The organism is Faecalibacterium prausnitzii (assembly GCF_003287405.1).
GTDB lineage: Bacteria > Bacillota > Clostridia > Oscillospirales > Ruminococcaceae > Faecalibacterium > Faecalibacterium intestinale.
In genome coordinates this window covers 444,158-464,805 of record NZ_PRLD01000001.1, presented here as the reverse complement: position 1 = coordinate 464,805, position 20,648 = coordinate 444,158, and the positions used below count along the sequence as shown (strand labels likewise).

Here is a 20,648-nt window from a genome sequence, read left to right as displayed (position 1 = left end):
AGGTGGTAACATAAGAGGTTTTCATGGCAGAGTTCATTTCATTGTATTCCGGCTCCTCCGGCAACAGCAGCGTGGTGCGCTGCGGCGCACAGTACCTTATCGTGGATATGGGCAAGGGGGTGCGCACCACCACGGCAGCGCTCAAATCGCTGGGGCTTGCCATCAGCGATTGCGCAGGCATCCTTGTCACCCACGAGCACAGCGACCACGTCAAGGGGCTTTCCACCTTTCTGAAAAAGAACCCGCTGCCGGTGTACGGCGCAGCGGCTACGCTGGATTTTCTGGATGCCAACGATATCGTGCCCGCTAACTGTGCGCTGAACGCGCTGGAGGGCAGGGAAGAGGACATCGGCTGCTTCGGGGTGCAGTCTTTCCCCACCAGCCACGACGTGCCCTGTGTGGGCTACCGCATCCACACCCCGGACGATAAGACCATGACCATCGCCACCGACCTTGGCACCCTGACCCCGCCGGTGCACGAAGCGCTTTCCGGCTGCGACCTTGTGGCGCTGGAAAGCAACTACGACCTGCATATGCTGCGCAGCGGGCCCTACCCCTACTATCTGCGCGCCCGCATCGAGAGCGTGCGGGGACACCTTTCCAACGACGAGTGCTCCGCAAAGCTTTTGGAGCTGATCCAGAGCGGCTGCAAAAAGTTCGCTCTGTGCCATCTCTCGCAGGAGAATAACACGCCCAGCCTTGCCCTGCAGACCGTGTTCACCACCTTGGGTGCAGCCGGTGTTGTGCCGGAAAAAGACTGCATCGTGCAGGCACAGCGCCGCAACGAGGTAAGCCCTGCATTGACGTTCTGATTTGTCAAACAATAAAGCCATCTGCAACAGCTGATCCCGAGGGTTTCAAATCCCGGTCATGCTGCGGCAGATGGCTTCTTCTTTGCGCGGTGATCCGCACTTATTTTGCAATTGTTTCTCTCAAAAAATGTGCAACTCCGGCAGAAATGAAACGACTTATTCTGCGGCTTTTTGCACCCGGATATCACTGCCCAAAAACTGGATCTGTACAAAGGCTGCAAGGCGGCTGGAGATCTTTTCCGTATACAGCTTTTCCAGCAGCGCACCGTCCGTGATATTGGTTGTGACGATGGTGGGCAGCTTTGCGCCCAAGCGGTTATTCAGCAGACTGTACAGATTCGTCAGGAAGAAGCTGGAATTGAACTCGGTGCCCAGATCATCAAGGATCAGCAGATCGGCGTTGCAGGCAGTCTGGAACAAAGTCTCTTCCTCACCGCCGGGGTCTGTGCCGAAATGCAGCGCTTCCAGCTTGCCGAAAAAGTCCGGGCAGGAGACATAGATCACATCGTAGTTCTGCCGCAGCACCTCCCCGGCAATGGCAAGGGCGGCATGGGTCTTGCCCAGCCCTGCGTTACCCACCAGCAGCAGGCTTTCGCGGGTAGCGGGGGAGAAGTCCGCGGCGTAATCCCGCAGGTCAGCCAGAACCTCGGCCATGTAGCTGCGCACGCTCTCGCCCAGCGCCTTGTCCACCGTGTTGGGGTAGTAGTCCAGCTGCATGGTGTCAAAGCTGGAGACAGACAGGCTGGACAGTTCCTCGATCTCCTTCCGGCGCAGCTGCTGCATCACCCGGCGCACACAGTCGCAGGTGCGGCCGTCCACTGCGCCGGTGTCCTCGCACCGCTTGCAGGTGAACTTCGGCTCCAGCGCATCCGCAGGGCGTCCGCTCCCGGCCAGCAGGGCGGTCAGCTTCTGCTTTGCCGCCGCAAGGGCAGCAGCAGTCTCGGTACGGTCCTTGCCGGAAGCTCCGGCAATGGCGCAGCGGATGCCCCGTACCCGCACTTCCTCCTCGGCGTGGCGCAGCCCGGGAATGGCTGCTTCGGCTTCGGCTTGTGCATCCTGCGCCAAGGCGCGGGCGGTCTGCCGCCGCATGGCCACGGTGCGCAATGCCTGCTGATACAATTCGTTTTTGGTACGCATAAAGGCTCCTTACTCCGGTTTCTTGATCAGGGAACGGCGGCGGGTGGCGTTTTTCAGGATATCGTTTCCGCTGGGTGTGTCGCGGTCTACCCGGATATTCCGGCTTGCTCCGGCTGCGGCCACCGGGCCGCGCACATCGTGGATGCTGCGCAGCCCCTTGGCGTTCCATGTTTTAAGGATGCTGTTCCAGTACCACAGGTCGCGCTTCGGGCCGGCCTGCACGGCGGCTTCCTGCACCATGGCGTCATCGTAGCCGTACACCTCGTACCAGCGTGCAATGGCTTTGCGCCCGCCCAGTGTCAGCTCCTCGGGGGAGATCTGCAGCAGGCTGCCGACGTACTCCTCGCGGCTCTGGCGCAGTGCCAGCAGCTTTAAGTGAGCATCGGCCTGCTCGCCGGTCTCCACGCCCTCGGCGCGCCAGACCTTCAGTTCGTGGGTCACGGCGGCCATGGTACGTTTGCCCCGGCTGGCTACATAGGCCACGCAGAGCATCACAGCTTCAGGCGCAAAGCCCTCCTGCACATATAGGTTCACCAGCTTTTCCATTTCGGTGTGGGTCAGCGGACGGGCAAAGCTGGTCTGCCCGCAGTCGATCAGGCTGGAGATCATGGGGTCGGTGCGGCTGGCGGCGGCGATCTCCGCCCAGCGCATGGGGGCGGGAGCGCTGGGTTCTGCGCCCGGCGCGGCGTTTTCCTCGTAGCGCTCCAAAAGCCCTGCACCTGCCCAGAAAGCCAGCGCACTTTCTGCACTGATGCGGCTGCGCAGCTTGAGGTCGGCGCAGATCTTGTCCGGGTCGGTCACGCCGGTGGCCAGCACATACAGCGCCACCCGCACATTGTATTCTTCGGCAATGCCCAGCTTGGAGAACACCAGCTGCGGCACGGCGATGGTATCGCCCTTCAGTTCTTTCAAACGGTAGATCATGGTTTCCTCGTTCGGTTCATTCGTTGGCAGTATCCGGCTCGGCGGGCGGCTCCCAAGGGTCGCAGTCCATCATGTCCGGGCAGTTGTTCCAGCGCTCCGGCTCGGCATCGTAGGCGTCCTTCAGATACTGCGCGGCGGCGGCACGCCCTTCGTCCGTAAGCGGAAATACCTCCCGGCGGCGTAGGGCGGGGTCGGTCTTGTCGATCGTCCAAGGCGCGGGCCAGTAGTCCACAGTGAGGATCTTTTCCTCCTTGGTGGCATCCGCGCCGCTGTCCGGATCCGGCACGGTGCGTTTGCCCGGCGTAAGCCGGTAGCGCAGTCCGGCTTCGTTGCCGCTGTAATCATTCTTGCACAAAAAGTAGTGCAGCAGGGGAACAAAGATCATGGTGCAGCTCGTCCTTTCCGGCAAAAGGCGCAGCCTTTTGCGCAATCAATTCTATTATAAAGCAGCCGGGCTAAAATGCAATAACTTTTTGTGAAACGCCCTGCAAAAGCTGCCCCGCTTACAGGAAATCCGGCCTTGACAGTGCAGCAGAAATATGGTAAAATATTGCCTGTTGCAGCAGATGTGCAATGTGCTACTGTGGCTCAGCTGGTAGAGCAGCTCACTCGTAATGAGCAGGTCGCCTGTTCGAATCAGGTCAGTAGCTCCAAAAATCCCGCGAAACTACGTTTAAAACGTAAGATTTTGCGGGATTTTTTCTTTTCAAAAAATTGAGGTTTCGAAAAAACCGCAACATGATGGGGCAAGGGCAGGGGACGCACTGCCCGCTGCGATGGTGCCGTTTGCCGGAATCGAACCGGCGGCCTGCTGCTTACAAGGCAGCTGCTCTGACCAACATGAGCTAAAACGGCATGAAAAAAGCACGGTGCAAACTGCATCGTGCTAAAAATGGGCAAACAAAAACCACGGTGCGTGTGCATCGTGGTTTAGGTGATGATTTTGGATGTCAAATCCAGAATTTCATCGTACAAGGCTTCTAACTCCTTGCCGTACTGTGTGATGTTTTGCTGATCTGGAGTCAAGCCTTTTGTAGTGATTTCTTCGGTCAGAATGATTTGCAGTAGACGAAGATTTTCGGTCTGTACAGTGTTGGTTGACTCGTCAAGTGAGATTGCAGAACCCAATTCACTTAGATTCACGTTTTATATACTAATCCTCAAAGGGCAAAAAGTTCTTTGAGGATATTTTTATTGTCATTTTGCTGCAATTTTTCGACGGTTCTTCGGCATAACGCAGAAAATGCGGAAACCGCTTGATTTGATTCGGTTTCCGCACTAGAATGGAAACCGGAAAAGCAAATACGGTTTCCACAAGGAGGACGCTTATGCAGGAAAAGCTCGATGCGCTGGTGCGCACGCAGGCTATGCAGCTGTTCCGTCAACAGGGGCTGCATTTCACCATGCAGCAGGTGGCAGAGCCGCTGCATATCAGCAAAAAGACCATCTACACCGTTTATCCTTCCAAGGAGACGCTTTTACTGGACATGGTAGACCACGCCTTTGCAGACATCCACCGCTGCAAGCAGGAGATTCTGGCGGGCAGCGGTACTTTGCAGGAAAAGCTGCGGGCAGTTATCATTGCTATGCCGGCAGAATACGCCGCTTTGGATCTGCGACAGATGAAGGAACTGGACGAGAAATACCCGGTGGTGGCGGCGCGGGTGCGCAGTCAGCTGGAAAACGGGTGGGAGCCCACCATGGTGCTGCTGGAGCAGGCTGTGGCTGAAGGGGTCATGCGTCCGGTATCCCTGCCGGTGTTGCGGCAGATGATCACCGCATCCATCGAGAGTTTTCTGGCAGACCGCAGTCTGGCAGAAAGCGGGGTGCAGTATGTGGCTGTGCTGGAAGAAATGATCTCGATTTTACTGGAAGGAGTGCTGCCGCGATGAAACACAGTTTTTGCGATGGATGGGAGTTTACACGACACTGGACAGAAGCCTTTGGCAAGGGGCTGCCGGTGCCAAAACAGGAAGTCGTCCGCCTGCCCCATACCTGCCGGGAGGTGCCGCTGCACTATGCCTCTCCGGCCGATTACGAGATGGTTTGCGGCTACCGCAAGCGGTTCCGGGTGCCGCCGGTACAGGCTGCGCCCCGGCTGTTTGTCCGCTTTGACGGCGCTGCTCATCAGGCAGTGGTGCGGGTCAACGGCAGGGTTGCCGGGCAGCATCGGGGCGGCTATACCGGCTTTGCGGTGGAGATCACCGACCTTGTAGATCGGGAGGGTGAAAATCTGTTGACCGTGCAGCTGGACACCAGGGAAGACCCGGCTATCCCGCCCTTTGGCTTTGTCATCGACTACCTGACCTACGGCGGGCTGTACCGGGAGGTCTGGCTGGAGGCTGCGGCAGAAAGCCGCCTGACCGATTTGTTCGTCTACACGCCCACCCTGCATGACGCCGTGGTGCAGTGGACGGCAGAGCTTGCGCCCGCAGCCGTGGCGGTCCGCATCCGGCTGGAGACCGCAGACGGTACCCTGCTGGCAGAGCAGACCGCACAGGCGGCAGAAACCGGGAAGATGCAGCTTTCTGCGCCGGACGCACAGCCGTGGGATACAGAGCACCCGGTTTTGCATCATGCCATTGCAGAGCTTTTGAACGCAGCCGGACAGCCCATCGACCGCAAACAGGTGACGTTTGGTTTCCGCACGGCAGAGTTCCGGGCGGACGGCTTCTACCTCAACGGAAAAAAGACCTTTCTGCGGGGTCTGAACCGACACCAGAGCTACCCTTACATCGGCTACGCCGCACCGGAAAGCCTGCAGCGGGAGGATGCCCGCATTTTGCAGGAGGAGCTGCACTGCACCGCCGTGCGCACCAGCCACTACCCCCAAAGCCAATATTTTCTGGATGAGTGCGACCGACGGGGTCTGCTGGTGTTCACTGAACTGCCGGGCTGGCAGCACATCGGGGACGACAACTGGAAGGACGCCGCCTGTGAAATGCTGCGGGAGATGCTCCTGCAAAACCGCAGTCATCCCAGCATCATCCTGTGGGGTGTGCGCATCAACGAAAGCGTGGATGACGATACGTTCTACACCCGCACCAACAAAATTGCCCATCAGCTGGACCCCAGCCGTGCCACTTCTGGCGTGCGGTATCTGGAAAAGAGCCATCTGCTGGAGGACGTCTACGCCTACAACGATTTTTCCCACAACGGCGTAACGCCCGGCGCTAAGCCCAAAAAGGACGTGACCCCGGATATGGGCAAGGCGCTGCTCATATCGGAATGCAATGGTCATATGTACCCCACCAAAGCCTTTGACGATGGCCCACACCGGCAGGAGCACGCCCTGCGGCACGTCCGGGTGCAGAATGCCGCTTACGGCAGCGGGGAACACGCCGGGTGTTTTGGCTGGTGTATGTTCGACTACCAGACTCACAAGGATTTCGGCTCTGGCGACCGCATCTGCTACCACGGCGTGCTGGACAGCTTCCGCAACCCCAAATTGGCGGCGGCGGTCTATGCCAGTCAGGGTGATGCTGACCCGGTTCTGGCGGTCAGTTCCTCCATGGACATCGGCGATAACCCCGCCGGGCAGCTGGGCACGGCATACGTTTTCAGCAATGCCCAGCAGGTCAAGTTGTACAAAAACGATGTGTTCGTTACCGCCCTGCGCCAAAGCGAGTGGACAGCACTGCCGCATCCGCCCTTTGTGGTGGACGATACCATCGGTGAGCTGCTGGAAACGCAGGAGCACTTTTCCCCCTCCAAGGCAGCCGCTGTGCGGGACTGCCTGCTGGCCGCCGGGAAATATGGCTTAGCGGGACTGCCGCTGGCTTACAAGGTCAAATTCGGCTGGTGTATGCTGCACTACAAAATGACCTTTGAGGATGGCGTGGCGCTTTACGGCAAATATGTGGGCAACTGGGGCGGCGAAGCTACCCGCTGGCGGTTCGATGCTGTACAGGACGGCAACGTGGTGCGCAGCGTGACCCTTTGCCCCAGTGCAAAGCTGCACTTGGAGGTCAAGGCCAGCCGGACGACTCTTCAGGAAAAAGACACTTACGATATGGCCGCTGTGCGGGTGCGCATTCTGGACGAGAACGGCACTCCTGCTCCCTATGCACAGTTCCCGGTGCAGTTTGCGGTGGAGGGCAGCGCCGCCCTTGTGGGCCCGCAGACCGCCGTGGCAGAGGGCGGCATGACCGGTACTTATCTGCGCACCGTGGGCACTGCCGGAGAATCCGTGCTGACCGTTTCTGCACCGCAGACCCAGCCCGTTGTGCTGCGGTTCACCATCGAAAAGGAGGATGCTGTATGGAACTGACCCTGAAACAGAAAACCGCATTCGGTATTGGTGCCGTGGGCAAGGATATGGTATATGCCCTGTCGGCTTCTTACGTCATGTATTATTATCAGGATGTGCTGGGGCTTTCGGCAAGCTTTGTGGGGCTGGTGCTCATGGCAGCCCGGTTCTTTGATGCCTTCAACGACCCCTTTATGGGCGTTCTGGTGGCAAAGACCCGCACCCGCTGGGGGCGCTTCCGTCCGTGGATCTTTTCCGGCACGTTGCTCAATGCGCTGGTGCTCTACGCCCTGTTTGCCGCCCCGGTGCTGGACGAAGCGGCGTTGATGGTCTACTTCAGCGTGGTGTACATCCTGTGGGGCGTCACCTATACCATGATGGATATCCCATACTGGTCCATGATCCCCGCCGTGACTCGTACCCCAAAAGACCGGGAGAATCTTTCCATGGTAGGGCGCACCTGTGCAGGCGTTGGCTCTGCCCTCATCGCCATGTTCACCATGCTGCTGGTGGGCATCCTTGGCGGCGACAGCGAGCGCGCTGGCTTCCGCTGGGTGGCATTGATCGTAGCGGTAATTTTTGCAGTGACAGAGCTGGTGTGCTGCATTTCCATGAAAGAAACCACCCCCAGCGAGATGAAAACATCCACCGTGAAGGAAATGTTCTCCGCCCTGTTCCGCAACGATCAGGCTATGGTAGTGGTGGGCAGCATCGTGCTGATCAACTCGGCGCTGTACCTTACCTCCAACTTCATCATCTATTTCTTCAAATACGACCTTGGCGGTGCAGGCTGGAAAGCCACCTACACTCTGTTTTCCACCGTGGGCGGTGCGGCGCAGATCCTTGGCATGATGGTGCTTTACCCCTTGCTGCGCAAAAAGTTCAGCAGTACGCAGGTATTCCATCTGAGCCTTGTGCTGGCGCTGTGCGGCTACGGCACGCTGCTGGCGTTCTGCCTGACTGGCCTTTCCCACAGCCTTGCCTTGCTGTGCATTCCGGGCGTGGTGGTGTTCGCCTGCAACGGGATGCTGACCGTGCTGACCACCCTGTTCCTTTCCAACAGTGTGGATTACGGCCAGCTCAAGACCGGACGCCGGGAGGAGAGCGTTATCTTTTCCATGCAGACCTTTGTGGTCAAGGCAGCCTCCGGCGTGGCGGTATTCCTGACCGGTATCGGGCTGGACCTGATCGGTCTTGTGGGCAACACGGAAGAGACTGGCCCCGTAGCGGTGCAAAGCGCCGGAACGCTGCTGGGTCTGCTCCTGATGATGACGGTTCTGCCCATGCTGGTGCTGGCAGGTGTGCTGGTGCTGTTCCGCAACAAGTTCGTTCTGACCGATGCCCGCGCTGCCGAGATCAGCGCACAGCTCCATGGGGAGGAAACGCACCATGACTGAAACGCTGCACTGGTACGCGGAAACCTCCGGCGGCACACGAAAGGGCAGCTGCGCGGTCACGGAGAATGGCGGTGTGCTGCATCTTTCCGCTGACCTGCCCGCCGGGACGCTGAAAACGGTGTGTGCCGAGCTGCCGTGGACGATGGAAGCAGACGAGCGTCTGTTCATGAACGGCTACCAGACATGGACCTACAGCCCGGAGCTTGACCGGAACGGCAAGCTGCGCGGCACCGACCACATTCCGGGATTTCTACTGAAGAAATATGCCTTTGACCGTTACGGCGATTATCATTTTGTGCCCTATGGGCATCAAAAGGGGCAGAGCCACGGCTTTTCCTACTGCTATTTCCGCAAGGGCAAGCAGTTCCGGCTGGTGGCATCGCTGGACGAGACCCCGGGCTACACCATCCTCCGCTACGACAGCGGCAAAGCCCTGCTGACGCTGGAGCGGGACTGCGCCGGGGTGGAGCATCCCGGCGGCAGTTTCCCACTCTTCGACCTGTTTTTTGCCGAGGGCAGCGAGGTCGAGGTGTTCGACGGCTGGTTTCAGGCGATGGGCATCCGTCCTCGGACGGAGAAAAAGCTGGCAGGCTATTCCAGTTGGTACAACCGCTATCAAAACATCACCGAGGACACCATCCGGGAGGACATGACCGGCTGCCGCAGCCTGCTTTGCCCGGGAGACCTGTTCCAGATCGATGATGGCTGGGAGCCGAAGGTGGGGGATTGGCTGGAAACGGATACGCAGAAATTCCACCACGGGCTGAAAGGCATGGTGGAGGAGATCCACGCCAGTGGCTTTCAGGCCGGGCTATGGCTTGCACCCTTTGTGTGCGAAAAGGACTCTGCCCTTTTCCGGCAGCACCCGGACTGGCTGCTGAAGGTGAACGGTGCGCCATGGTGCTGCGGCAGCAACTGGAGCAGTTTCTATGCGCTGGATATCGACAACCCGGCCGTGCTGGACTATCTGCGCCGGGTGTTTGACCGGGTGCTGAACGATTGGGGCTTCGACCTTGTCAAGCTGGATTTTCTGTACGGCGCTGCCCCCTTTGGCAACGCCCGTGAGAGCCGGGCAGCCCGGATGTACCGTGCTATGGAGCTTTTGCGCACATGGTGCGGGCAAAAGCAGATTCTCGGCTGCGGCGTACCGGTGATGCCTGCCTTCGGGCTGGTGGATTACTGCCGTGTCAGCTGTGACGTAGGGCTGGACTGGGACGATGTGTGGTATATGCGCCTGTTCCACCGGGAGCGGGTATCCACAAAACAGGCCATCAACAACACTGTATTCCGGCGGCAGCTCAATGGCCGCGCCTACGGCAGCGACCCGGATGTGTTCTTTCTCCGGAAGGAAAACTGCAAGCTGACGGCAGAACAAAAGCACACCCTTGCCACGGTCAATGCCCTGCTGGGCGATGTGTTCCTTACCTCGGATATGCCGTCCCGCTACACACAAGCGCAGCGGGCAGAGTACCGCCGCCTGCGCACCCTCTTTGAGCGTGCCACGCAAGTGCAGGTGGAAATGGAAAACGGCCGTCTCTATATCCGGTATCTGCTGGGTGGAACACCGCAAAAACTTTGTTTCGACCCGTTTTGACAGTGCAAACAAACCACAATCAAACAACAACACCCGCCCATATACTGTGCTTTGCACACGATACATGGGCGGGTGTTTTGCTGTTCTGCCAGTATGATTTCTCAGCTTTTCAAATGTAGCTTGGGTCTGTGCAGCGCCGCCGAGGTTTTATACGTCCTACTGCTTTTCCCGTGCTTCAAAATGACACCGGCTCTATTATAATGGATGGAAATGCTGGGAACAAGATGAAAGATACCGGTGTATAGGATCTGTCCCCGGAGAGTTGTAACAAGCCATCCGGGGACATTTTTGTTTTTCGGTATCTATTCTGTAGGAAAAAAGCATGGTATACTGAACAAAACAACTTGGAATTTGTGGAGAAAAACCCGATGGAAGAAAAAACGTATCGTACCCGTTGCGGAACGATCCACTATTGGGCAAGTGTGTCAAACCTGAATCTTTTCAAGTTTGCGGCGACCAAAGGCAATCTTTCCGCAGTAGACGGGATTTTTCAGAATGGCCCGAATCAATGTTGCGCTGAAAAGGGGAGAGGTACCGTTCTGACGGGCGAGTTTCTGAAAACCGTGGGTCTCCAGATATTTGGAAAGACCATTTGCACCTGTGTCCGTATTTACATATTGCTCAAAAATCGTGCGTATGGCAGGGGCTTCATCCTCATTGATTTGCAGCACACAGTCAACCAAACGATAGCCATAAGGCGCAAAGCCGCCGTTCCAGTGGCCTTCTCGTGCCTTGTCCACTACCTGCTTGTGGGTCACACTGCCATTTCCAACAAGAAGGCGCTCACCGCTCATGGTTAAAATGCGGTCAAGGTGGTTTGCCCAATCCTGCATGGCCATGGGCTGTTCGCGTTCTGCCTGACGTTCTGCGAAATCCAGATAACCGGAAACCAACTGCCCCATAGCACGAAGCTCTTTCTCGTTCAGATAATTTTTGGCAATAGTAGCTTCTCGTAAGGTGGGTTGATTTCCTACAAAAGTGGTCAGACCCATAAATCCCTTTTCGGCATCTGCACGGTTGTAAATGACCTCGGCGGCAGTCTGACCGTGGATGGCATAATGAATTTTATTCTGAACTTTTTTGAAGAATTGGACGGAGACTTCTGCTTTTGGGTCGTAGTCAATGCTGGTTGCATAGATTTCCAGAATTTGACGGTAGAACACCTTTTCAGAAGCACGGATGTCGCGGATGCGTTCCAACAGCTCTTTGAAATATCCACCGCCGCCCAAATTTTTCAGGCGTTCATCATCCAGCGCAAATCCCTTGCGCATATATTCTTTCAAAATGCCAGTTGCCCAGATACGGAATTGTGTGCCTCGTTTGGATTTGACGCGGTAACCAACGGAAATGATAACATCAAGATTATAGTAATCCACGTCGTATGTTTTTCCATCAGCGGCAGTGTAGGCAAATTTTGCCCACACTGATTCCTTTTGGAGTTCATCTTCTTTGAAAATGTTTCGAATGTGTTTTCCGATAACGCTGCGGTCACGTTGGAACAAATCGGCCATCTGGTCAATGGAAAGCTAGACAGTGTCACCATCAAAGGTAGTATCGATTTTGGTTGGTTGTTGAGGATACGGCGTTGTCTATTTCCAAGGCCGATGCGTACTTCTCGATCACATCGGCTAGAAAAGCTGCGAATGCGCTCCATTCATCGAGTGTGGGCGTAGAGCATTCCGAAGAGGTGGGATTGTTTTCTGTACGGTGGCAATTATTCAATGGGCATCTCCATTTCCTTGTAGCAGAACTTTGACTGTCCTGCGAATTTTAGAAACATCCCTTGATTCATCCGCTCAAAAGTTTCAGTCGCTCCAGCTTTTCCTGCGCTGTTTCTTTGTGGAAACTCACGCCGATGCAGGAAACAGGAACGCACATTTCCAATAGGCGGTCATAGATGCGGGCATGAGCAGTATCTTGTGGGTGCCGTTCTCTCTGCACGGACTTCCTACCCCCTTCCAGCGGCGTTTTCCGGCTCTCCCTTGCGGGGTCATGGCCGGGTATCCCATGCAGACGGTCATTCGGTTCTCAAGGTTCGATGAAGGCTTGTAGAAAGCCTATCACAATTAAATAAGTGTTTTTAGGACGTATCAGGTCCGGTTTTGAGGGAGAAAACCGGACTTGGGAGGTTCGGTTCTTGTGAACGGCTCTGGATAGAGCATACCATAAAATTGCTCGATTTTTTAGGAAGTGATACTTCCGCTTTTTGCCTTCAAAACCGGAAGTAATAGTTCCGGTTTTGCGCAATATTGAATGAATCAACGACAATTTTTCGGAAACGATTTTTTCTACAAGAAATTTGCTTATTCAGCGTCTGTTAAGATACGCAGTCGGCACAGTTTATGTGCTGAATATCGGGTTTTGGCGAAGCCCAACAAGTGTTTTTGAAGTCGGATTTGAAAAATCTGATTCAAAACTTGTGAGTTGGCACCAACTCGCCCTGCTTGCTGCGGTTGCAAACTCGAAAATTTTTGTGCAGAAAAATAACCGCCCGCTTCAAGGTGAACTTGAAAGCTGACGGTCTGATTTGCAAAATGATTTTCAAATTTGGAAGTCGCATTGAGAGGTTTCATAGCGCCTGCAAGCAATGCAGACGTATATACATCTGCGAACTTGTCGGGGCGAGGCCCCTCCATCTGCTGTCGCAGACCGTTCTGTCGCTTAAAAGCCCCACTGGGGCTTTCATTGCTGCGCTACGCTCCGCAAACGCGAATTTTGCTCTGCAAAATACTTGTTGGGAACACCCAAACCCTCGAACTGCATCCCGTGGATGCAGGCTGTTTTAAGCAAACAAAAAGGAAAACGGTTTTACTTTTTGCGAAATTCTCCATACAGCCACTCTGCCAGAGCTGACATAATAGCCTTGTACTTGCTGGTGTCCTCAAACAGAGAAGAGAAGGTGTCCTGCGCTTCGAGATAGCTGTCCTGTGCGGCAGTATCAAAAGCCTTGGGGAAGATGCTCTCGGTGAAGATCTGCGGGTCGGAGCTGCGCGCCAGCTTTGCCAGCTTCGGGTCGGCCAGCAGACGGTCATGCAGAGCAGTAAGCAGCACCCGGTCGGCATTGGTGAACTCGCCCTTGAACTTCTCGTTGATCTTCAAAATGATCTCGTCCAGCGGCTCCTTGGGGTCGTGGCCGAGAGCGCCTTTCTGGGTGACTGGCTCATAGACACCCTTGGCGTGTTCCAACTCGATGGCACCGGCAAAGGTCTTTTGCAGCTTGTAATACTCCAGCTGCAATTTGCCCTCCAAGTCCAACGGAGAGACCTCGTCCGGCGGCAGCAGCTTGAGCAGGTAAGCGCAGAATACGTTCTCCTTGTGCAACTCTTCATCGAACATCCGTGCCACCTGCGAAACGTAGCCGTACCACTTGACAAGGCTGCGCAGCAGGCGGCGGAACTGGTACCGCTCGGCCTGCGTTTTCTGGTTGTAGCGGTCTGCCACCGGCTTCAAGACGCTGCTCATGCGGCCTACGGCGTTTTTATCCTGCTTGGTGCTGCGGAAATACTCCTTGGCAAAGGCTTCCACGTCTGCATCGGAATAGACGGCAAAGCTCCGTAGCTCCTTCTGGGTCTTGTAAATGAGGTCGGTGTTGACCTCCTGCTCCAGAAAGGTCTCCTGATAAAACGGCTGGAAGGCCTCCCGGATGTCCTCTGCCTTGTTTACAAAATCCAGCACAAAGGTGTCGGTTTTACCGGGACAGGTACGGTTTAATCGGGAGAGGGTCTGCACCGCCTTGACGCCCTTCAGTTTTTTGTCCACGATCATGGTGTGGAGCAGCGGTTCGTCAAAACCTGTCTGGTATTTTTCTGCCACGATGAGCACATTGAAGCTGTTGTGGAACTCCTTTTTGGTCTGGCTCTCTGCAATGTGGCTACCGTCGGCGCGGACGTTCAGGGACTGCTCCGTGTATTCCACGCCGCCGTCCGGTACGGCACCGGAAAACGCCGCTAAGATCTGCACATCATCATAGCCCTGCTCCGCAATGTAGCGCTTGACCTCGTGAAAGTACCGTACCGCCGCCAGCCGGGAGGAGGTGACTACCATCATCTTGCCCCGCCCGCCGATCTTGTGGCTAGTGGTCTCCCGGAAGGTCTCTACAATGATCTTTGCCTTCTGGCTGATGTTGTAGGGGTGCAACTCTTCATACTTGCGGATGAGCTTTGCCGCCCGGCTGGCAGGCAGGTCGGGGTTGTCCGGGATGGTCTTGGCGATCTTGAAGCAGGTGGAATAGGTCATGTAGTTTTGTAGCACATCCAGAATGAACCCTTCCTCAATAGCCTGCCGCATACTGTAAATGTGGAAGGGGTGGTGGCTGCCGTCCGGGTACTCGGTGCCGAACAGCTCCAGCGTGGCGGCTTTTGGGGTGGCGGTAAAGGCAAAGAAGGACAGGTTCTTGTGCCGTCCGTGGGAGGTCAGCTCCTTCACCAGTGCATCCTCCGGGTCGATCTCGTCCTCCGCTTTGCCTTCTAGCTCGGCATATTCCCGCAGCGCATCCTCGGTGTCGGCAAGGGCGGCTTTCAGCTTCAAAGCAGAGGTGCCGGTCTGGGAGGAGTGCGCTTCGTCGATGATAACGGCATAGTTCTTCCCGGCGGTCTTGTTCACCTCAGTGTAGATGACCGGGAACTTTTGCAGTGTGGTGATGATGATGCGTGCGCCGTTGTTGATGGCATCCCGCAGGTCGCCGGAGTTTTTATCCTCGCCGATGGCCTCCACCGCACCCAGCGTATGGTCGAAGCCGGAGATGGTCTCCTGCAGCTGTGCGTCCAGCACGGTGCGGTCAGTCACCACGATGACGCTGGCAAACACCGGCTTGTTCTCGGTGTTGAACAGGGAAGCCAGCCGGTACGCCGTCCAAGCAATGGAGTTGGACTTGCCCGACCCGGCGCTGTGCTGGATGAGATAGTGCTGCCCGGCACCCTTCTGCCGCACATCTGCCACCAGCTTGCGCACCACGTCCAGCTGATGGTACCGGGGAAAAATCAGGGTCTTGCCGTCCTGCAGGCTCATGAACTTTTGCAGGATGTCCATCATGCTGTCCTTCTGGAACACTTCTTCCCAGAGGTAGGCGGTAAGGTAGCCGTTGGGGTTGGGCGGGTTGCCTGCACCGCCGTCCCGCCCGGCACCGTTAGAGCCCTGATTGAAGGGCAGAAAGCGGGTGTCCTTGCCTGCCAGCCGGGTGGCCATCCACACCTCGGTCAGGTCTACGCAAAAGTAGCCCAGAATGCGCTTGTTGAACTGGAAACACACCTCCCGGGGGTCTCGGTCGTGCATCCACTGCTGTTTGGCGTTCTCCACGGTCTGCCCGGTGAACTGGTTCTTCAGCTCAAAGGCGAACACCGGGATGCCGTTTACCGCCAGCACCATGTCCACCGAGTTGTGGGTGGTGTCGGAGTAGAACCACTGCCGGTTGCAGGTGATCTCGTTTTGAGCGTAGCGCTGGGCGTCCTTCTGGTTCAGCGCGGACTCCGGCTGAAAATAGCACACCCGGAACCGCCGTCCCCGGTGCTTGAACCCATACCGCAGCACCGAAAGCAGCCCGTCCGCATCGCAGGCATTGTTAAAGGCCGTGCAGAACTTCCGCACAGGGTTTACCGGGTTCTGCTTTTCAAAAAATGCCCACTCGTTGGGCTGGGTCTTTTGCACAAAGCGAATCAGGGTATCCACAAACAGCCCCAGCTTGGGGTCGTAGCAATCCCCGTTGCGGGTGTAGCCCCCGGCAGGGGAGAGCATCGCCGCCGCAATGTCCGATTCAAACTGCTTTTCGGTGGTGTTGAGGGACATGGTTAGACCTCCTTATATGATTGACCTGAAAGTCTGGATGAAAGTTGAGAATGCTTTAACGAGAGAGTTTAAAAAGGCTGCAACAGGTTCTGTGTTTTCGGGAAAAATGAGAAAATAAAGAGTTATAACAGAAGCAATCATGCTGAACCAAGAGAATTTACTATTTTTAGATTCGTTTTTATAGTCGGCAAGATGTTGGAGAATCTCGGTCTTTCGGTCAAATTCCTGACGGATTGATAGGATTCTCTTTTCTAGTAAACGGGTCTTTTCGAGAGGAGGTTTTGTCAATTTACGGTAATCGGTTTGAAATCCGAGAGAGTCAAAAGTTTTTCCATGAAAAGCCTCTGAAATCAGAGATGCGGAATAATCAAGAATATCGTGGTCATTCGCAAGAAGGAGATAAGCATCAATAGACTTTTCAAATTGGTACCGATATTTAAGCAGTCGTTTAAGATTTTTTCTCGCAAGCTTTATACGTGTCAGTTTCTGGAGATAGTAGGCAACAGATTCTTCTGCTGAAGAAGAAAGGGCTTCGAGTAATTTAAAATTAAATACCGCTGTAGAAAACTCATAGGAACACGCACTGACGGCTTGAAAATCTTTCGTGATGTAACCGGGCTCTAACTCTATTTTATCTATATTTACAACATAAGCGATGTCGTTACATTTTTTGCCAGTAGACAAAGCTGTCCTACTCAATCTGAAGAAGAGCTTGTCATAGTCTTCTAGAAATTGCCCTTCGGTATCCTCAATGCCGATTGATAGCCAGAAAAACCGTGTATCTTTATTTTTGTAATCAATATTTGTCTTGTAAATGATAATTGCAGGTGGAATCTCAGAAGAGGAGTGAAGAAACGTTTTAAAAAACTTGTTTACTTCGTGAAAGAAAAGCCATTTTTTAATACAGAGGTTTTCATAGAGCTGGTTGCTTTTTGCTGAAAAAGAATCGGTGAATGTGACAGAATAGTGCTTCTTGCATCTGCGGGTGTTTTTGGAAGCCTGCAAATAAGGCTTAACGGAATTTAGAGATTTTGGATGGCCTGTATTTATAATGGAATTCAACTCTTCCATATAGGAAGCAGAAAAGAAAATCCGAAACTCGATAGCCCAATAAGAAGAATTGATATCGGCAATTTTAAAATCAAAATAATCTATGAATGGACAATTTGGAAATTCTAAACTATGAAGATAGATTTGAGAAAATGAAGATGAAATTTTAGAGTCGGTGTTATCAAGAATCTCTTCGAGATGATCAAAAGAGAAGGTGTTTGGAAAAAATCGAGCAGAAGTGCATTGTATAAGTAGTTTTTTAAGGCCGTGCTTAAAGGAAATGCTATTTTCCCGTGGAACTAAGTCGGATACAATCATGCAGAAAGGTGTACAGTATCCCCCTGCTGGAATTGAACAATCAAGATTAGGGTGATTTAGCGGAGGATAAAAAGAAAATTGATAGTGGCTTTTTCGGTGAGAGCGCTTGACTGAATCTAGACATGTATAACAAGAAAGTTTGCGGCGCAGGCGGACGGAGTGATATAAAAGGGTACGCTTAAAAGTGGCATGTTTAATTCCATAATAACGCAATCTTACACCTCCCTTTTCCCCGTTACAACCTCATAAATCAAACTTTTCTTGTAGCTTTCCAGTTCTTTTACCAGCTGCTCCTTCTTTGCAATCAGTTTGTCAATCTCGGCGCACTTGGCGTCAAGGTAGTCGGCAATTTCTTTTTGCTCTTCAAGTGGTGGCAACAAAACAGGCATGGATTTAAGGAGGCTCTGCCCAAGACTAGCCCGTGTTACAAGATTCATTTCCTTAACAAGATAAAACCGTAAGTGAGTGCTTCTAAAATAATACTTTGCATACGGCGTATGCAATTTGTCTGAAAATGGACGTACTCGGATGAGAAAACCAGCAAACGTGGCATTGGGAATATCCTTTTCACAAACACAAGAAAATCCAACTTCTTCGATCGTTTCGGAAGTCCGGGTAAAGAAAATGTCTCCCTCCTTTACAGAGTATCGCTCTTGTTCTTCTGGAGTGGACTCGACTAATCCAGATACGGCAAAAGGCAGAGAGTAATTTTTATAAACATCACTATAACTTACAAATGGAAAACCTTTTCCAAAAAATTCGCTGCTCTTACTTATACCGTTCTGCGTATCTCCAACATTGCGGAGTTTACCAAGAACCCACTTAGCTGGAATTTGACCAATATAGTCAATCCCACTATCCTTCATCTCCCGCTCACCACGCACGCCTTTGGTAACCGACTGCGTAATAACTGCCTGCTTGAGCTTTTTGTATTCCTCGATGCTGGAACGAGTTTTGGAGAGCAGATTATCAATTTTAGAACATTTTGATTCAAGATAACAGACGATGAGTTTTTGTTCATTAAGATTGGGAACAGGAACAAACTCGTCTGCGAGCATGGAAGATAAATCAAGGTTTTGGATGCCGGTTGTTTGCTTAATATAGTTCTGTGTATAACGATTTTTGTAGAATGTAACAAATACATACTGAAGATATTGAGGAAGAATAAAGTCGGAACAACGCAACCGATCCATAAAATTTGCAAAAAGTGCAGGATACTCTTTGTCAAATAGTACAGTCCGCCCAACGGGCGTCTTTTCACCGCCGCCTGATTTTTCTATAAGAATGTCATTTTTCTGTAAAAGAAGCTTCTTTATAATGGGTGATGCATAATGCCGGATCGTTAAGTTATTGGAATCAGTAAAACGAAAATGCCCATAATCAAAATCGGCGATTCGCAAACAAATGCAGTCGCCCGTTTCGCCGGTGGCTTCATCGCCCCAAGCACCACCGTCTCTTTGTGAGATGCAGGATTTCATGCGATGAACCTCCCACCCCTCCGGAATCTCCCCAATCCATTCAATGCCGCTGTCTTTCATTTTCCGTGCCATGGTCAGCCCTCCTTATGGAACAGTTCTGCCAGCCCGGCGGAGATATCCTGTTCCAGTGCGGTAATGCGTGCCACGATATCCTCCACGGCTTCCGGCGCCTGATACTCGTAGAAATAGCGGGTCATGGGGATCTCGTAGCCCACCTTGGTCTTGCTGTGGTCGATCCATGCGTCGGGGGCGTAGGGCAGAACTTCCCGGGCAAAGTAGGCGTCAATATCCTGCACCAGCGGCACGTTTTCAGTGTCCCGCAGGCTGGTGTCCGGCACAGGCTTGCCGCGCTTCAGGATAACGTTGCCCGCTTCGTCCCGCTGGGGGCGCTCCACCACGATCTTGTTGTAGCCGAACTCCACGCTCTCGAACACCTTGCTCTCGCAGTAGATGCCGTTTTTGTCGCCGTACACCTTGCCGTTGGCAAACTCGCCGTAGGCGGTGACGATCAGTTCCCGGCAGGCATCGGTGATGTCGTTGCGCTTGGTGCCGATGCTCTTGCGGCGTGGCTCGAAGCAGTGGCTGGCGTCAATAAGCTGCACCTTGCCCGCACGGTGGGCGGGCTTATCCTTGCTGAGCACCCAGATGTAGGTGGAGATGCCGGTGTTCATGAACATATCGGTGGAAAGCTGGATGATGCAGTCCAGCCAGTCGTTTTCCAGAATATACTGCCGGATGTTGCTGGGCCCGCTGCCGGCATCGCCGCTGAACAGGGGAGAGCCGTTCTGGATAATGGCCATCTTGCCCTTGTTTGCCAGCTTGGCAAGGCCGTTCAGCACAAAAAGTTGCTGCCCATCGCTGATCTTGGGCAGACCGGGGGCGAAACGCCCCATCTCGCCCCGGGCAGCCTCGGCTTCCACCGCCTTCTGCTCCCGCTTCCAGTCGATGCCGAAGGGCGGGTTGGAGATGATGTACTGGAAGGTGAACCCGGGAAACTGATCCTCCGACAGAGTGTCACCGAACCGCATATTGTTAGGGTCGCCGCCGCGGATCATCATGTCCGCCTTGGCGATGGCAAAGGTGGAGGGGTTGAACTCCTGCCCGAAGCAGGTCACCTCAATGTCGCTGTTCAGCTCGTGGATGCGCTCCTCCATGCAGCTCAGCATCTGGCTGGTGCCCATGGCCATATCGTAAACGGTCATGCTGCTGGTGTCCAGGTCAGCTTCGGACAGCAGCAGGTCGGTCATCAGATAGATGATGTCCCGGCTGGTGAAGTGCGCTCCGGCTTCCTCGCCAAAGCTCTCGGAGAACCGCCGCACCAAGTCCTCAAAGATGTAGCCGCAGTCCACGGCGCTGATCTTGTCCGGGCCAAGATAGCCCTTCTCAGAGCCGAACTCCTTGATGACGAGGTAGAGGGTGTTGCTCTCTACCATCCGCTTGATGATGTTGTCAAAGTCGAACTTTGCCAGCACGTCCTGTGCGTTGGCAGAGAAGCCGGACAGGTAATCCCGGAAGTTGGATTCAATGTTGTCCGGGTCTGCCAGCAAGGTCTCGAAGGTGAACCGGCTGGTGTTATAGAACTGGTAGCCGGAGGCCTTCTGCAAAAAGCCGTCGATGACCTGCAGCTTTTTCACCTTTTCGTAGGTGTCCAGCACTGCCTGATGGGTGGGCAGCAGGCAGTCGTGAAACCGCTTCACCACGGTCATGGGCAGAATGACCAGACCGTACTCGTGGGGCTTGAACGGCCCCCGCAGCATATCGGCTACGTTCCAGATCATGGCGGCTTTTTCGGCAATGTTGGCACCTACGGCGGTGATCTTATCGTTTGGCATACGTTGCTCCTTGTTTTTTGTGATAGGTGGACATCCTGATTTTACAAAAATGGGTGTCCTATAAATCGGATAGCAG

At 54.2% G+C, this 20,648-nt stretch carries 14 protein-coding genes, 2 tRNA genes and 2 pseudogenes; 6 read left to right on the top strand and 12 right to left on the bottom strand.

Features of this window, described 5'->3' with window-relative positions; translation table 11 throughout:
• The first annotated feature begins 23 nt into the window (after positions 1–23).
• On the top strand, positions 24–812 hold the full coding sequence (locus tag C4N24_RS02355; RefSeq protein ID WP_112090155.1) for an MBL fold metallo-hydrolase: 789 nt from the start codon (positions 24–26) through the stop codon (positions 810–812).
• A 156-nt stretch (positions 813–968) separates the two neighbouring features.
• On the opposite strand, the gene C4N24_RS02350 is transcribed toward C4N24_RS02355, so the two are convergent.
• From C4N24_RS02350 to C4N24_RS02340, 3 genes are read right to left on the bottom strand one after another with little or no spacing between them, the layout of a single operon-like run.
• Complete coding sequence (locus C4N24_RS02350; RefSeq protein ID WP_112090154.1) at positions 969–1,949, bottom strand: ATP-binding protein; 981 nt, start codon at positions 1,947–1,949, stop codon at positions 969–971.
• Positions 1,950–1,958: 9 nt separating this feature from the next.
• Positions 1,959–2,873 carry a DnaD domain protein gene (locus C4N24_RS02345; protein ID WP_112090153.1) on the bottom strand — a complete coding sequence of 305 codons (915 nt, stop codon included), beginning with the start codon at positions 2,871–2,873 and terminating at the stop codon, positions 1,959–1,961.
• 16 nt (positions 2,874–2,889) lie between these two features.
• Entirely contained in the window at positions 2,890–3,258 is a 369-nt protein-coding gene (locus C4N24_RS02340; protein ID WP_112090152.1) for a hypothetical protein, read from the bottom strand.
• 192 nt (positions 3,259–3,450) lie between these two features.
• On the opposite strand from C4N24_RS02340, the gene C4N24_RS02335 reads away from it, so the two are divergent.
• A tRNA-Thr gene (locus C4N24_RS02335) sits at positions 3,451–3,526 on the top strand.
• A gap of 124 nt (positions 3,527–3,650) precedes the next feature.
• Here the strand turns inward: C4N24_RS02335 and C4N24_RS02330 are convergent.
• Both C4N24_RS02330 and C4N24_RS02325 read right to left on the bottom strand, forming a co-directional pair.
• Positions 3,651–3,728, bottom strand: a tRNA-Thr gene (locus tag C4N24_RS02330).
• Between the two features lie 75 nt (positions 3,729–3,803).
• Positions 3,804–4,016, bottom strand: coding sequence for a hypothetical protein (locus C4N24_RS02325; protein WP_112090151.1), 213 nt, complete (start codon positions 4,014–4,016; stop codon positions 3,804–3,806).
• Positions 4,017–4,201: 185 nt separating this feature from the next.
• Between C4N24_RS02325 and C4N24_RS02320 the strand changes: the two genes are divergently transcribed.
• Genes C4N24_RS02320 through C4N24_RS02305 form a run of 4 tightly spaced genes read left to right on the top strand, consistent with a single transcriptional unit; the run spans position 4,202 to position 10,113 of the window.
• Positions 4,202–4,765, top strand: coding sequence for a TetR/AcrR family transcriptional regulator (locus tag C4N24_RS02320; protein ID WP_112090150.1), 564 nt, complete (start codon positions 4,202–4,204; stop codon positions 4,763–4,765).
• Positions 4,762–7,143, top strand: a complete 2,382-nt coding sequence (locus C4N24_RS02315) for a glycoside hydrolase family 2 protein (RefSeq protein WP_112090149.1) — start codon at positions 4,762–4,764, stop codon at positions 7,141–7,143. Before C4N24_RS02320 ends, C4N24_RS02315 begins: the two co-directional genes overlap by 4 nt.
• On the top strand, positions 7,134–8,519 hold the full coding sequence (locus C4N24_RS02310; protein ID WP_112090148.1) for a glycoside-pentoside-hexuronide (GPH):cation symporter: 1,386 nt from the start codon (positions 7,134–7,136) through the stop codon (positions 8,517–8,519). Before C4N24_RS02315 ends, C4N24_RS02310 begins: the two co-directional genes overlap by 10 nt.
• Positions 8,512–10,113: a glycoside hydrolase family 36 protein gene (locus C4N24_RS02305; RefSeq protein WP_112090147.1), complete on the top strand. Its 1,602-nt coding sequence runs from the start codon at positions 8,512–8,514 to the stop codon at positions 10,111–10,113. The genes C4N24_RS02310 and C4N24_RS02305 overlap by 8 nt, the downstream gene beginning before the upstream one ends.
• Positions 10,114–10,538: 425 nt before the next feature.
• On the opposite strand, the pseudogene rhuM reads toward C4N24_RS02305, so the two are convergent.
• The 7 genes and pseudogenes from rhuM to C4N24_RS02270 form a co-directional block, all read right to left on the bottom strand.
• A pseudogene (gene rhuM, locus C4N24_RS02300) lies at positions 10,539–11,672 on the bottom strand (RhuM family protein).
• 229 nt (positions 11,673–11,901) lie between these two features.
• A pseudogene (locus C4N24_RS15560) lies at positions 11,902–12,042 on the bottom strand (ATP-binding protein); the annotation flags it as partial.
• A gap of 374 nt (positions 12,043–12,416) precedes the next feature.
• The gene (locus tag C4N24_RS15265; RefSeq protein WP_181573033.1) at positions 12,417–12,686 is read right to left on the bottom strand and encodes a hypothetical protein; all 270 of its coding nucleotides are present in this window, start codon (positions 12,684–12,686) and stop codon (positions 12,417–12,419) included.
• Positions 12,687–12,921: 235 nt separating this feature from the next.
• Complete coding sequence (locus C4N24_RS02285) at positions 12,922–15,894, bottom strand: type I restriction endonuclease subunit R (RefSeq protein WP_112090146.1); 2,973 nt, start codon at positions 15,892–15,894, stop codon at positions 12,922–12,924.
• A gap of 12 nt (positions 15,895–15,906) precedes the next feature.
• Complete coding sequence (locus C4N24_RS02280; protein WP_146746786.1) at positions 15,907–17,475, bottom strand: hypothetical protein; 1,569 nt, start codon at positions 17,473–17,475, stop codon at positions 15,907–15,909.
• A gap of 2 nt (positions 17,476–17,477) precedes the next feature.
• Complete coding sequence (locus tag C4N24_RS02275; protein WP_112090144.1) at positions 17,478–18,812, bottom strand: restriction endonuclease subunit S; 1,335 nt, start codon at positions 18,810–18,812, stop codon at positions 17,478–17,480.
• A gap of 2 nt (positions 18,813–18,814) precedes the next feature.
• Positions 18,815–20,572 (bottom strand): type I restriction-modification system subunit M, encoded by a 1,758-nt coding sequence (locus tag C4N24_RS02270; protein ID WP_112090143.1) that lies wholly within the window; start codon positions 20,570–20,572, stop codon positions 18,815–18,817.
• Between the last annotated feature and the right edge of the window lie 76 nt (positions 20,573–20,648).

What these genes read in the sequence shown, in the direction of transcription:
- C4N24_RS02355 (WP_112090155.1), top strand. Translation starts at nt 24, where the DNA reads ATGGCAGAGTTCATTTCATTGTATTCCGGCTCCTCCGGCAACAGCAGC.
- C4N24_RS02350 (WP_112090154.1), bottom strand. Translation starts at nt 1,949, where the DNA reads ATGCGTACCAAAAACGAATTGTATCAGCAGGCATTGCGCACCGTGGCC.
- C4N24_RS02345 (WP_112090153.1), bottom strand. Translation starts at nt 2,873, where the DNA reads ATGATCTACCGTTTGAAAGAACTGAAGGGCGATACCATCGCCGTGCCG.
- C4N24_RS02340 (WP_112090152.1), bottom strand. Translation starts at nt 3,258, where the DNA reads ATGATCTTTGTTCCCCTGCTGCACTACTTTTTGTGCAAGAATGATTAC.
- C4N24_RS02320 (WP_112090150.1), top strand. Translation starts at nt 4,202, where the DNA reads ATGCAGGAAAAGCTCGATGCGCTGGTGCGCACGCAGGCTATGCAGCTG.
- C4N24_RS02315 (WP_112090149.1), top strand. Translation starts at nt 4,762, where the DNA reads ATGAAACACAGTTTTTGCGATGGATGGGAGTTTACACGACACTGGACA.
- C4N24_RS02310 (WP_112090148.1), top strand. Translation starts at nt 7,134, where the DNA reads ATGGAACTGACCCTGAAACAGAAAACCGCATTCGGTATTGGTGCCGTG.
- C4N24_RS02305 (WP_112090147.1), top strand. Translation starts at nt 8,512, where the DNA reads ATGACTGAAACGCTGCACTGGTACGCGGAAACCTCCGGCGGCACACGA.
- C4N24_RS15265 (WP_181573033.1), bottom strand. Translation starts at nt 12,686, where the DNA reads ATGAAACCTCTCAATGCGACTTCCAAATTTGAAAATCATTTTGCAAAT.
- C4N24_RS02285 (WP_112090146.1), bottom strand. Translation starts at nt 15,894, where the DNA reads ATGTCCCTCAACACCACCGAAAAGCAGTTTGAATCGGACATTGCGGCG.
- C4N24_RS02275 (WP_112090144.1), bottom strand. Translation starts at nt 18,812, where the DNA reads ATGGCACGGAAAATGAAAGACAGCGGCATTGAATGGATTGGGGAGATT.
- C4N24_RS02270 (WP_112090143.1), bottom strand. Translation starts at nt 20,572, where the DNA reads ATGCCAAACGATAAGATCACCGCCGTAGGTGCCAACATTGCCGAAAAA.